This window comes from Marinigracilibium pacificum (assembly GCF_012926615.1).
Taxonomy (GTDB): domain Bacteria; phylum Bacteroidota; class Bacteroidia; order Cytophagales; family Cyclobacteriaceae; genus Mangrovivirga; species Mangrovivirga pacifica.
Genome location: NZ_JABBNU010000013.1, coordinates 46571 through 59737, shown reverse-complemented (window position 1 = coordinate 59737; position 13167 = coordinate 46571). Strand labels below are relative to the sequence as shown.

General features: G+C 33.7%; 8 protein-coding genes. 2 read left to right on the top strand and 6 right to left on the bottom strand.

Features of this window, described 5'->3' with window-relative positions; translation table 11 throughout:
• Window positions 1-10: 10 nt before the first annotated feature.
• Complete coding sequence (locus HH304_RS18760; protein ID WP_169684824.1) at window positions 11-766, bottom strand: RNA methyltransferase; 756 nt, start codon at window positions 764-766, stop codon at window positions 11-13.
• Between the two features lie 9 nt (window positions 767-775).
• Here HH304_RS18760 and tamL point away from each other — a divergent pair, with 9 nt between their 5' ends.
• Window positions 776-3229 carry a translocation and assembly module lipoprotein TamL gene (gene tamL, locus HH304_RS18755; protein ID WP_169684823.1) on the top strand — a complete coding sequence of 818 codons (2454 nt, stop codon included), beginning with the start codon at window positions 776-778 and terminating at the stop codon, window positions 3227-3229.
• Here the strand turns inward: tamL and HH304_RS18750 are convergent.
• Together HH304_RS18750 and HH304_RS18745 are read right to left on the bottom strand one after the other, a co-directional pair.
• A complete protein-coding gene (locus HH304_RS18750; protein WP_169684822.1) occupies window positions 3226-6330 on the bottom strand; it encodes a sensor histidine kinase in 3105 nt (1034 codons plus the stop codon). The two genes, tamL and HH304_RS18750, sit on opposite strands and share 4 nt — an antisense overlap.
• Before the next feature lie 132 nt (window positions 6331-6462).
• A complete protein-coding gene (locus HH304_RS18745; RefSeq protein WP_169684821.1) occupies window positions 6463-8625 on the bottom strand; it encodes a glutamine synthetase III family protein in 2163 nt (720 codons plus the stop codon).
• Window positions 8626-8925: 300 nt separating this feature from the next.
• Between HH304_RS18745 and mtaB the strand changes: the two genes are divergently transcribed.
• Window positions 8926-10251: a tRNA (N(6)-L-threonylcarbamoyladenosine(37)-C(2))-methylthiotransferase MtaB gene (mtaB, locus tag HH304_RS18740; RefSeq protein ID WP_169684820.1), complete on the top strand. Its 1326-nt coding sequence runs from the start codon at window positions 8926-8928 to the stop codon at window positions 10249-10251.
• Window positions 10252-10267: 16 nt separating this feature from the next.
• On the opposite strand, the gene bshB1 is transcribed toward mtaB, so the two are convergent.
• The 3 genes from bshB1 to HH304_RS18725 form a co-directional block, all read right to left on the bottom strand.
• Window positions 10268-10999 carry a bacillithiol biosynthesis deacetylase BshB1 gene (gene bshB1 / locus HH304_RS18735; RefSeq protein ID WP_169684819.1) on the bottom strand — a complete coding sequence of 244 codons (732 nt, stop codon included), beginning with the start codon at window positions 10997-10999 and terminating at the stop codon, window positions 10268-10270.
• Window positions 11000-11008: 9 nt separating this feature from the next.
• Window positions 11009-11968, bottom strand: a complete 960-nt coding sequence (gene trxB, locus HH304_RS18730) for a thioredoxin-disulfide reductase (RefSeq protein WP_169684818.1) — start codon at window positions 11966-11968, stop codon at window positions 11009-11011.
• A gap of 130 nt (window positions 11969-12098) precedes the next feature.
• Window positions 12099-12962 (bottom strand): sigma-70 family RNA polymerase sigma factor, encoded by an 864-nt coding sequence (locus HH304_RS18725; protein ID WP_169684817.1) that lies wholly within the window; start codon window positions 12960-12962, stop codon window positions 12099-12101.
• Between the last annotated feature and the right edge of the window lie 205 nt (window positions 12963-13167).

The following is a 13167-nucleotide window of genomic DNA, read 5'->3' as shown; positions in this document are numbered from 1 at the left end:
TATAAGACATCTATTTTGATTTCAATCGAAAAATGTTGTCGCAAATTATACCAGTTGCAATTGCAGCATTCAAAGATTCAGCACCTTCAGCACCAGGAATTGTTATCTTATTTGTACATAGTTTTTCAATTCCCTGACTTATCCCGTGACTTTCATTTCCAATAACTAAAAATCCCTGATCAGGTATTTGTTTTAATTCATGAATGTTATCACCACCAAGAAATGCACCATAAACTACCTTTTCAGGACTGTTGCTAATTACTTCAACAAGATCCTGATAATTAACTGTAACTCTGGTAAATGAACCCATTGTGGCACTAATAACTTTTGGGTTATAAAAATCAGCAGATTCTAAAGAACAAATCACATTCCTGAAACCATACCAATCAGCAATTCTGATAATCGTCCCCAAATTACCAGGATCTCTGATATCGTCAAGTAGTAGAGTCCATCCTGAATAATCTTTTGCCAAATTTTGATCAGGAATTTCGGCAATTGCCACTCCCGCATTGTTAGTTTGATATGTAGAAATACCTGGAAGCTCCGAATCTTTGACTATTTCAAGTTTATCACCTATTTTTTTGGTAAATGAATCATTTAATGTATTAAAAAAAGAAGATGTAACATACAGTTTTTCTATCTTTACATTGGAATGAAGTAACTCAGAAATATTTTTAGCTCCTTCGACTAAAAATCGTTGAGTTTTCTTTCTGTATTTTTTTAATTGCAATTGTTTTATTCGTTTAACAGCATTTTTAGATAGCATAGGCCGAATTTGAATAGATTACTTCTAATTATATTGCCCTTAATTACCCTTCTGTTATCAGGCTGCTTAGGTACACGCTACCTGGAGGATAATGAAAAGCTTCTTGTCAAAAATAAGATAAAAGGTGATGTAAATATACCAAATAGTGATCTTGAACCTGTAATTATACAAAAACCTAATAAAAAACTCCCTATTGTTCCATTTGCAATCTATGTATGGTTCTATGAAACCGGAGAAAGATACTATGATGTCGAGGAAATCAGAAATGATAGACAGGAGCTGATAAACAAATTTGATCGAAAAATCACTCAGGCTGAAAAAGAAAAAAGGAAGAATAAACTTCAGAACAAAAAAAGAAAGAAAGTCGCAAAAATCGATAAGAAGCTAGAAGAAGGAAATTTGCTTATGCGTTGGGGCGAACCCTTATCTATTTTTGATTCCACTTTGGCTAATTCTTCAGCAAAAGCGATTGAACAACTCCTTATTAACAAAGGCTATTTTAAGGCAGAAGTAAAGTATTCTGTTGATACTACTTCAAATAGTAAAAAAGTGGTAGCTACTTATAATTTGGAGCCAGGTGAACAGTATATGATCAGAAATATAGAGTATGACATTCAAGACTCTACTCTAAGTGAAATGCTAAAAAACCAAAATGAAATAACCAGAATAAAAACTGGAATTCCTTATGATCAGTCTATATTAATTGAGAAAAGAAATTCAATTGATTCATATTTAAAAAATCATGGTTATTTTAATTTTAACAGGGAATATGTTAGAGCAACGGTAAGAAAATTTGACTCTTTAAAAGTCGTTGATATTAAGGTAAACATTCTAAACCCTGAAGGAAAATCTTCACATAGTTTGTATAAAATAGATTCGGTAACCATGGTCACCGATTCAGATGTAAAAGATGTTGAAGGAACCAGACAAAATATTTATTACAGAGGAATATCGTATAAATATTTTGAAAAAACTTACTCTCAAAAGGTATTAACAAGCCGTATTTTCGTAAAGCCAGATCAACTTTATAGCAGGGAAAATATTTTTGATACTCAAAGACAGCTCGGTACGCTTGATATGTTCCGGACTATTAATATCACCTATGACACCACCGGTGGTAATATCGATGTTTTTATAGCTGTTACACCATTGAAAAAATTCCAGATGGCAAATGAGTTTGGATTGGGAATTAATATAAGTCAGGGAGTACCTGGTCCTTTCTATAACTTAACACTAAAAAATAGAAATACATTTGGAGGCTTAGAAATATTACAGCTAAATGCCAGGATTGGTTTTGAGCGTGTGGCTACTGAAAATGAAAGAATAGATCTGGACTTTTATAATAATAATGAATATGGTGCTAATTTAAGTTTAACATTCCCTCAATTCCTCTTACCTCTTGGTGAAGATAGAAAAACCAGGATGGGAAAACTTAACCCAACCACCAAGGTTCTTACCGGTTATAATTTTGTATCAACTCCGGAATACCAAAGGGAGAATGTGAACTCATATATCTCATACCAGTGGTTTAAAAATCAGAAAAACTATTATAACCTCACGCCATTAGAAGTATACTTGATTGATTCAGAAATTAAAGATGCTTTATTCCTTGAAAGACTTAAAGAGTTGGAAGCACAAGGAAACAGTTTAATACGAAGCTTTGATCCTTCATTTGTAAGTGCAACATATTTCACTTTTACAAAAAACATTAATCAATATGGTCAAGGAAGTGATAATAATTCTGCCTATTTCCGGATATTATTAGAACATGGAGGATTAATCCCTGAATTTAATAGCCGCCTTACATTTTTTAAATATGACAAATTATCATTTGACTTTAGACGCTTAAGAGTTTTTGATGAACGCACTCAATTAGCTTACAAAATAAAAGCAGGAGTAGCAGTTCCTTATGGTTCAGGTAATGATATTCTGGCACCGTTACCCTATGAAAAATACTTTTTTACTGGGGGAAGTAACTCGATTAGGGCATGGAGATCTAAAAGATTAGGTCCTGGGGATTATCAACCCCTATTTTTTGTGAATGATTCTGATTCACTTGTATATGACGACAGATTTGAACAACCAGGCGAAATTTTATTAGAAGCTAGTATCGAATTCAGACAAAACTTAGCTGGTTTTATAGATATAGCCTTTTTTATTGATGCAGGTAACGTTTGGAGACTAAAGGATGTCAATTTAAATCCTGAAGGTGGAGCAAATACATCCAATGGAAAATTTGAATTTAGAAACTTCTATAAAGAAATAGCTGTTGGTAGCGGAGCAGGATTGAGATTGGATTTCAGCTATATAGTAGTAAGATTTGATGTTGGTGTCAAAATACATGACCCCGGTAGAGCTCAAGGAAAACGATTTATCTGGGATCCAGGGTTTAATGATTATCCATACAATACAAGAGCAGCTGACCCTTATGTATTAAATATTGGAGTTGGATACCCCTTTTAAATCGAAAAATCAGGAATGCTAAAACAAATCTGAGTTCCCTCTTTCTCTTTTGAGCATACATCTATTCTTCCTTCCTGAGCTTCAACAAAATCTTTGCACAAATTTAAGCCTAACCCTGTTCCAGCTTCTTGAAATGTACCCTCATTAGTAAAGGTGTTTTCTTTACTAAACAATTTATCAATCGTCTCCTGATTCATTCCTATTCCATTATCCTTGACACAAAGCCAAAGCACACCGCTTTTAACATTCGCCATCACATTGATTTCTCCACCTTCATTAGTAAACTTCACAGAATTGTTTAAAAGATTTCGTAAAACTGTCTTCAACATGTTTTTGTCATACCTGACAGTTATTCGTTCATCGATGTTATTGACAAAAGTTATGTTCTTAAATTTAAGATCCATATCAAGTAATTGAGCACAGCTATCTGTCATCAATCTTAGATTCACTGATTCAGGTTTGGGTATTATTCCATTCATTTGACTTTTCGCCCACTGTAACAAATTCTCAAGGAACGACTGAATTTTAACCACATCCCGGCTTAGATTTCCGGCAAGCATTTTTAATTCGTCAGCACTTAAGTTTCCACTAGCTAATAACCTCAACACTGATCCGAATGAATTTAACGGCCCCCTTAGATCATGGCTTATTATCGAGAATAATTTATCTTTTACAGAATTCAATTGTAACAACTCATCCCTGTGCTTGCTAATCTGCTCCTTCTGGAAATTAATATCAGATGTTCGTTGCCCTACCATTTGTTCAAGAACCCTGTTACGCCTTTTTAAAACATTTACTCTACCTCTCTGAATAAACAAAATCAATAGAATAATAACAGCAACTACAATTATAAAAAACCAGCCTTTTTTATAAAAATATTCATCTTTTTGAATTTCAAATTGAGCTACATTACTACTTTGAATACCATCAGCATTTAAAGCTCGCACCTTAAACTTGTACTCTCCTTCAGGAATATCATTATAAAAAGCAGAGCGATTGTTTTCTCCCAATATCCAGTCTTCATCATAACCCTCAAGCATGTATTCATACATAACTTTATCTGGCTGGCTCAAACTAATACCAGTAAATTTAACTTCAAGCCTATGCCTACCTGGATTAATTTTAATTGTATTAGCATAATCAATATTCTCCCCATCAAGAATAACTTCTTCAATATGAATTGCAGGAGGAGCAAGATTTTGCTGTATCTGAGCAGGATAAATTATGGAGATACCTCTGGAAGTAGACACCCATGCTCCACCATTATTATCTGCTAAACCAATTGAAAGCGAAGCTATTTCATTAGATAGCATACCATCACTTTTTGAAAATAACTTTGCAGAGGGTAATGAAGTAATATTTCCATGAATATAATTAATGAGCTCTTTTTCATTAATTTTTAATAATCCATTATTAGTGGTAAACCACAAGTCACCCTTTTTACCTTTAATTATCTGAAAAATAGTCTGCTTTAAAATCCCTCCATTTTCATTAATAAAAACAGGTTTATTATTCTGAATTTTAAATAGTCCAAGTATTGAACCAAATATTAATGTTCCGTCTGATAATTCAGTGGCACGAAATACTATATTTCCATCATTGAAATTATCATTTTGAATTTTAGATATGGTTTTGTTTTCAATTTTATACAAACCATTTCCATTGGTACTAACCCAGACAATACCTTTATTATCTCTGTATAAATTCAATATCCATGAATCAGCAAGGTCTGAATCAGATGAAAGTAAACTAACATCACCACTGTTAAAATCATATGTATATAGTCCTTCGACAGTTCCAACAAGAAGTGAGTTATTATCATACGGTATTAAATCTCTAATTTTATCTGATTTAAAGCCATTTTCACTATTTATTATTTTAGTTACTTTGCCATTTTCGATATGGATCAATCCACTATATGACGCAAGCCATATTGAATTATCATTTTCCAGATATAAATCTCTAACGTCAATCCCAATTGTATTTTCAATCAAAGAAATCTCACCTGAATTAAATACAGCAACGCCATTTTCCGTTGCTATATAAATATTTTTATTACCACTAATTATTGCGTGAATACTATTTGATGGTAAACCCTGATACTTCGTTATATTGATAAAATTCCCCTTTTTAAATCTTACTAATCCCTGATCGTTAGTTCCAAACCAAAAATTACCCTCAAAATCCTCAATAATTGATTCAATTACACCGGTATTTAAGCCAATATTTTCTGCCACTATGTAGCTTGATTCCCCATCATAAATAATTACACCAGAATCTGTCCCTAAAAAGATTTTACCTTCCTTATCCTGAAAAATATTTGTGATTTCAACATTTGGTGTCCCATTAAGAGTGTAATTTTCTAATTTGCTATTTTTCAACGCAAACAAGCCTTCTGTCCCTCCGAATAATATAGTTCCATCAGAAATACCATAAACAGTATTCCATTCAACTTCTGGCATGAACTTTCCTAATAAATTGAGAGATTGATCAAAATGGAAAATACCATTTGCTTGAGAAGTGATATAAATATTATTCCCAATTATATATATATCAGTAACAGTAATCTTTGCAATCTCTGGATGGTCTGCATTTTTATATGATTTTGAATCTTTATCAAATACTAATACTCCTTCCCTTGTACCTAGTAATAATTCTTTACCTTTATCAGCAATTGCAGTAATTACACCATTTGAAACATTTTCAGGAAGATAGGAGGTGAATTTTTCATTTTTATAATGAAGTAATCCCTGACCGTTTGTACCAATCCATAAACTACTATCCTGAATAGAATGATAAAGCGAAAGAAAGCCAGAAGATTTGATCTCAGATGTGTTTGAAAAATTAAAAGTTTCGATATCATAACCATCAAACTTACATAGCCCATTATAAGTAGCAAACCATAAAAACCCTTCATGATCCTGAATAATATCTCGAATTGAATTATTAGGCAGTCCATTATCAGAAGTCCATTGGTCATATTGATAATTGAGCAATGAAAAATAAGATGGTAATTCGCTCCCTTTATTTTCCTGAGAAAAAATAGGCTGGATTGAAAAAATCAGCAGAAAAAAAATCTGCCCCAACTGTCTAAAATTCATAATTATCATTCGAGGTTAATATCACAAATATATAACCTAATTCTTTTAATTAAAATTTTTATTACAAATGTACAATAAAAAAAGACTGTCCATTCGGACAGTCTTTAAGTTATTAGTAACGATACTTTTATATTATCTTAAAAATAACATTTCTCTATATTTCACTAATGGCCAATCTTCGTCATCAACCAATAATTCAAGTTTATCAACGTGATATCTGATTGATTCGAAAAATTTAACTTTAACATCATCGCAATAAGCTATAGCCTTCTCTTCAAGATCTTCAATCTTGTTGATTCTTCTTCTTTCATCAATCATTTCTTTAACACTCGCATTTATTGATGCTATGTGTTCTGAAATTTTCTTGATGTTAGCCACAACCTCAGAGTTATCAATTCCCAATCCTTTTAATCCGTTTGCGTTAGAGATTAATTTGTTTTGGTAATTCACAGCTGTAGGAATAATGTGATTTAATGCAAGGTCACCAATCATTCTTGACTCAATTTGAATCTTCATGATATAATTTTCAAGCATAATCTCATGGCGTGCATCTAATTCAATCTCGTTACATACATTGTGCTTAGAAAATAAAGCTTTTGATTCCTTAGTAACATATGCATGTAAAGCACGTGGAGTATCCTTAATATTTGGAAGACCTCTTTTTTCTGCTTCTTCAACCCACTCTTCTGAATAACCATCACCTTCAAATCTAACCTTCTTAGACTCTTTAATATAATCTCTAAGGATATTGATAATAGCTAATCGCTTTTCAGTTCCTTTAGCAACTTCAGCATCTACCGCATCAGCAAATTGAGTAAGTTGCTCTGCAACTGCAATGTTAAGAGCAGTCATTGGTTGAGCAGTATTCGCTTCTGAACCAACAGCTCTAAACTCGAATTTATTACCTGTGAAAGCAAAAGGAGATGTTCTGTTTCTATCAGTATTATCTAAAATGATCTCAGGAATTTTATCTATTCCTAATTTCATATACATATTATCACCTTTTTTCAGCTTAATATTTCCATTTTCTTCAAGTTCATTAAGAACTGCAGTTAATTCGCTACCAACGAAAACAGAAACAATTGCCGGAGGAGCCTCATTAGCACCTAATCTGTGGTCATTACCTGCAGAGGCAATACTAGCTCTAAGTAATTTAGAATACTCATCAACTGCTTTAATTGTACACACAAAGAAAGTAAGGAATTGAAGGTTTTCGCGAGCACTGCTGCTAGGCTGGAATAAGTTTACTCCTGTATTGGTAATTAATGACCAGTTATTGTGTTTTCCACTACCATTTAATCCTTTGAATGGCTTTTCATGGAAAAGTATTTTTAATTTATGCTTCTCAGAAACTTTCCCCATTACATCCATCAACAACTGATTATGATCTGTCGCAATGTTGATTTCTTCAAATACAGGAGCTACTTCAAACTGGCTTGGAGCAACTTCGTTGTGTCGAGTAGTAACAGGAATACCAAGTTTTAAACATTCAAATTCAAAATCCTTCATGAAGTTTCTAACTCTCGAAGGAATTGATCCAAAATAGTGATCATCAAGCTGTTGACCACGAGCAGGCGAATGTCCAAATACTGTTCTTCCACCCATTACAAGATCCGGACGAGCATGATAAAGCGCTTCATCAATTGCAAAATATTCTTGCTCAACACCTAGTACAGGTGTAACAGATGAAACATTTCTATCAAACAATCTACATACTTTAGTAGCTGCTTCATCAACTGCCTTCATCGCCTTCAATAAAGGAGCCTTATTATCTAATGCCTCTCCAGTATATGAAACGAATATTGTTGGAATACAAAGAGTTTCATCAATTATAAACATTGGTGAACTAGGATCCCAGGCAGTATATCCTCTTGCTTCAAAAGTAGATCTAATACCACCATTTGGGAATGAACTTGCATCTGGTTCTTGCTGTACAAGTTTTGATCCCTTAAATTTTTCTATCTGGTCTAATGGATCAAAAAAGCCATCATGCTTTTCAGCAGTTGATCCGGTTAATGGCTGAAACCAGTGAGTATAGTGAGTAGCGCCTTTGGCTAATGCCCAGGTTTTAACTGCTGCAGCAACTGCATCAGCAGACTCCTCATCAATTTTCTTTCCTTTAGAAATTGCTTCTTTAACTTTTTTGTAAGCATCTGGAGAAAGCGTAGCCTGCATTTGCTTTAGTCCAAAAGTATTCTCTCCAAAAAATGCTGAGGCTGGTCGGTCCGGTTTGTTAGGTGTAATAGTCTCTCTTGTATTTAGTTGTTCAAGAGCTTTTTGTCTTAATGTAGCCATAAAATTATTTAAATTATCCAGTTAGATTTCCAAAAATAAGCAAACTTTAAATATTTGATTCGAAAATAAACCTATTTTTAATTTAAAATCAAAAAAATATTGAAGATCAGGTCATTTTTTCACCCATTCTACTATTTTTTTCAAAAAAAGAGCCAAAATCTGAGTAAAAAACCAACCCAACAAGCTAAATCACCTATAAAATTTAGGATTTATGAAAAAACATTGACTTTTAATCACATAAGCATAATACCTTCTAAAGATATCCTATAACAAATAGTATCATTTTAGTAATTTTGCGCCATGGTTAAAAAAGTTGCATTCTATACATTGGGTTGTAAACTGAATTTTTCAGAAACCTCAACTATTTCAAGACAATTTGAAGAGAAAGGTTTCAAGAAAGTTTCGTTTACAGATACTCCTGATATTTTCATTATCAATACGTGTTCTGTAACTGATAATGCTGATAAAAAATGTAGAAAGATTGTTAGAGAAGCAAGAGGGATTTCTCCAGATGCATACATTGCTATAATTGGATGTTATGCACAGTTAAAACCAAAAGAAATTTCTGAGATTAAAGGTGTAGATGCTGTACTCGGAGCTGCTGAGAAATTCAGGTTAATTGAATTACTCGATGGATTCATCAAAGAAAAAGAAACCAGAGTATTAGCATCTGAGGTCTCGGAGGCTAATGAATTTGTACATTCGCATTCAATAAATGACAGAACCCGTACATTCTTAAAAATTCAGGATGGTTGTAACTACTTATGCTCATTTTGTACTATACCATTGGCAAGAGGTAAATCAAGAAGCGACACCATTGAGAATATACTTTCAAAAGCTAATGAAATTGCTTCTACAGACGTAAAAGAAGTTGTATTAACCGGTGTTAATACCGGTGATTATGGAATTGTTGATGGTAAAAGAAAGTATCGCTTTTTTGACCTAGTTAAAGAGTTGGACAACATTGAAGGTATTGATAGATTCAGAATATCATCTATTGAACCAAACCTTCTTAGCAATGAAATAATTAAGTTCGCTTCGGAAAGTAATCGTTTTGTCCCTCACTTCCATATTCCTTTACAATCTGGCTCTAATAAAATTCTTAAACTGATGCGTAGGCGTTATTTAAGAGAATTATATGCGGAAAGAGTGGCTAAAATTAAATCTTTAATGCCTGATGCATGCATCGGAGTTGACGTAATCGTTGGATTTCCTGGAGAAACAGATGAAGACTTTAAAGAAACATACGATTTCCTAAATAATCTTGATGTATCTTATTTACATGTTTTCACTTATTCAGAAAGAGCAAATACTGATGCAGCTGTGCACGAAGAGGTGGTGCCGATGAAAATCAGAAATAAGAGATCAAAAATGTTAAGAATACTTTCTGAGAAGAAAAAAAGACATTTTTACGAATCTCAACTTGGAAAAGAGTTTACTGTATTGTTTGAAGATGATATTTCTGAAGACGGAATGATGCATGGTTTCACAGAAAACTATGTTAGGGTTTCAGCAAAATATGATCCGATTTTAATAAACGAACTCAAAAAGGTAAGGCTAGATAAAATTGAAGAAGACGGAAGAGTTTCCGTTACAGAAATAGAAAATGAAGTGTTGGCCCATTAAGGTCAACACTTTTTATTTATATCAATGAATTAAGATCGTTTATTCCTACTGTAGAATTGACAGTAAAGCCTTCACCATATTTGACCCCTATACGATGTCCCATCTCTTTGGCTCTGGATTGAATGAACTCAATAAATCCAGGTTTTGAGATAAAAGTTTCCGGTTCACTATCATCCTCTTTCTCTGTACCGGTAAAAAACTGAGTTTTAAAAGCTTTTATTGATTCAATTTTAGTTTCCCAAAATTCACTTATATCGACGATAAAATCAGGCTCAATAAAATCATTTTGTATGAAATGATACACTTTTTTTGGTCTCCATGCCTCCTGAAGTTTACCATCTTCATCAAATGTCTCAATTTTTATCAATCCAGAAAGAAATGCAGAATCTTTAACTAATGTAGCAGCCTTACCATGATCAGGATGTCTGTCACGAATTGCATTAGTTAAAATAATTTCAGGTTGATACTTACGAATTGCCGCAATAACCTTCCTTTGATATTCTGCAGAGTTATTAAAAAACCCATCTGGCAGATCAAGACATTGACGCATGTCAAGATCTAAAATAGCAGAAGAGGCTGCTGCCTCTTCTGCTCTGGTTTTATCTGTTCCTCTTGTCCCTAACTCACCACGTGTAAGATCTAACACACCGATTGTTTGTCCAAGAGATTTTTGTCTTAATAAAGTTCCGGCACAAGACAACTCTACATCGTCAGGATGAGCTGCAATTGCCAGGATATCAATTTTCATAAAGATATATTATGATTTAGCTACTTCTTCTTCTTCCATTTCTTTAGCTGCCAAAAATCTTTCAGCATCAAGCGCAGCCATACAACCTGAACCTGCCGCTGTAACAGCCTGTCTGTAAATAGAATCCTGAGCATCACCACTTGCAAAAACACCTTCAACATTAGTTAAAGAAGATTTCCCAAGAGTTTTGATGTATCCAGTCTCATCCATATCTATCTGTCCTTTGAAGATCTCTGTATTTGGCTTATGACCAATAGCAACGAAGAATCCCTGAGCATCTATATCATACTCCTCTCCTGTTACATTATTCTTTACTCTAACTCCTGTTACCTGATCTTCACCCAGTACTTCAACAGTTTCGGTATTCCATAATACCTCTATATTTTCGGCATTTTCAACACGCTTCTGCATGATTGTACTAGCTCTCATTTCATCTCTTCTAACAAGCATATAAACCTTGTTAACAAGTTTTGATAAATAAGTTGCTTCTTCAGCAGCAGTATCACCAGCTCCAACAACAATAACATCCTGTCCTCTAAAGAAGAAACCATCACAAACTGCACAAGCTGAAACACCTTTACTATTTAACCTTTGCTCTGACTCTAAACCTAACCATTTAGCCGCAGCTCCAGTAGATATAATCACTGCCTTTGCAGTAATTTCATGCTTGTCATCTACGATAAGTTTATGAGGGTAACCTGAAAAATCAACCTTTGTAACCATTCCATAACGAATATCGGCTCCAAAACGCTCAGCTTGTTTTTGAAAATCAATCATCATCTGAGGTCCATTGATACCTTCAGGATAACCAGGATAGTTTTCAACATCATTAGTAATAGTCAACTGGCCACCAGGCTGACCCCCTTGGTACAACACAGGCTTCAACCCTGCTCTAGATGCATATAATGCCGCTGTATATCCTGCCGGCCCTGAACCAATAATTACTAGATCAATATTTTCTGTAGTCATTATAAATAAATAGTTATTTCACTGTTGTTAAAACAAACTTTTATATCCTTAACGAAAAAGTTGCGGTAAAGTTAAAAAAAAAAGGTCTCATATCGAGACCTTTTTTAACAATGTAAAGTTTTATATCATATTATCCTAAATAAGTCTTTAATGCGCGACTTCTACTTGTATGTCTAAGTCTTCTGATCGCTTTTTCTTTAATCTGTCTTACTCTTTCTCTGGTAAGATTAAACCTTTCACCTATCTCCTCTAATGTTAATGCATGCTCTCCATTCAAACCAAAGTACAACATGATAACATCTGCTTCTCGTGCTGTTAAAGTTGACAATGCTCTTAAGACTTCTCTTCTCAATGAATCACTCATCAATTCAAGATCAGGCTTATCTTCTCCGTCATTTTCAAGAACGTCTAACAGACTATTTTCTTCACCTTGACTAAATGGTGCATCCATTGATACATGACGCCCACTTATCTTCATTGTATCTACTACTTCACTAGCAGTTATTTCCAAAACTTCAGCCAATTCTTCTGGAGATGGCTCCCTTTCATATTTTTGTTCTAATTCAGAAAATGTTTTTGAAATCTTGTTTAAAGAACCAACTCTGTTTAACGGAAGGCGGACAATTCTTGATTGTTCTGCCAGAGCCTGTAATATTGATTGTCTAATCCACCATACAGCATATGAAATAAATTTGAATCCTCTTGTTTCGTCAAATCTTTGTGCTGCTTTGATCAAGCCCAGATTACCTTCGTTGATCAAATCACCCAGTGTTAATCCCTGATTCTGATATTGCTTTGCAACAGAAACAACAAACCTTAGGTTTGCCTTCGTCAATTTCTCTAATGCCAACTGATCACCCTGCTTAATTCGGACTGCCAATTCAACTTCCTCTTCGGGTGTTAACAGATCCACCTTACCTATCTCTTGTAAATATTTATCAAGAGACTGGCTTTCTCTGTTAGTGATTTGCTTACTAATTTTAAGTTGTCTCATTCGTTGTTTTTTATGATCCCACCTTAAATATAATCCTGAGAAGTTAATTCTACCAACAATTAATTAGCAATATTTCAAGTTATACAAAAATTAATTAGGAGAAGTCATCATTACCACAGAATAATATTCGGATAACATTAAACTAACGCCAACATCATTGTGACTACAGACAAACAATTATTTTTCTTGGATAAACACTAATTAT

Bases quoted from the DNA above. Each gene is read 5' to 3' on its own strand.
- HH304_RS18760 (WP_169684824.1), bottom strand. From the start codon at position 766: ATGCTATCTAAAAATGCTGTTAAACGAATAAAACAATTGCAATTAAAA.
- HH304_RS18750 (WP_169684822.1), bottom strand. From the start codon at position 6,330: ATGAATTTTAGACAGTTGGGGCAGATTTTTTTTCTGCTGATTTTTTCA.
- HH304_RS18745 (WP_169684821.1), bottom strand. From the start codon at position 8,625: ATGGCTACATTAAGACAAAAAGCTCTTGAACAACTAAATACAAGAGAG.
- mtaB (WP_169684820.1), top strand. From the start codon at position 8,926: ATGGTTAAAAAAGTTGCATTCTATACATTGGGTTGTAAACTGAATTTT.
- bshB1 (WP_169684819.1), bottom strand. From the start codon at position 10,999: ATGAAAATTGATATCCTGGCAATTGCAGCTCATCCTGACGATGTAGAG.
- trxB (WP_169684818.1), bottom strand. From the start codon at position 11,968: ATGACTACAGAAAATATTGATCTAGTAATTATTGGTTCAGGGCCGGCA.
- HH304_RS18725 (WP_169684817.1), bottom strand. From the start codon at position 12,962: ATGAGACAACTTAAAATTAGTAAGCAAATCACTAACAGAGAAAGCCAG.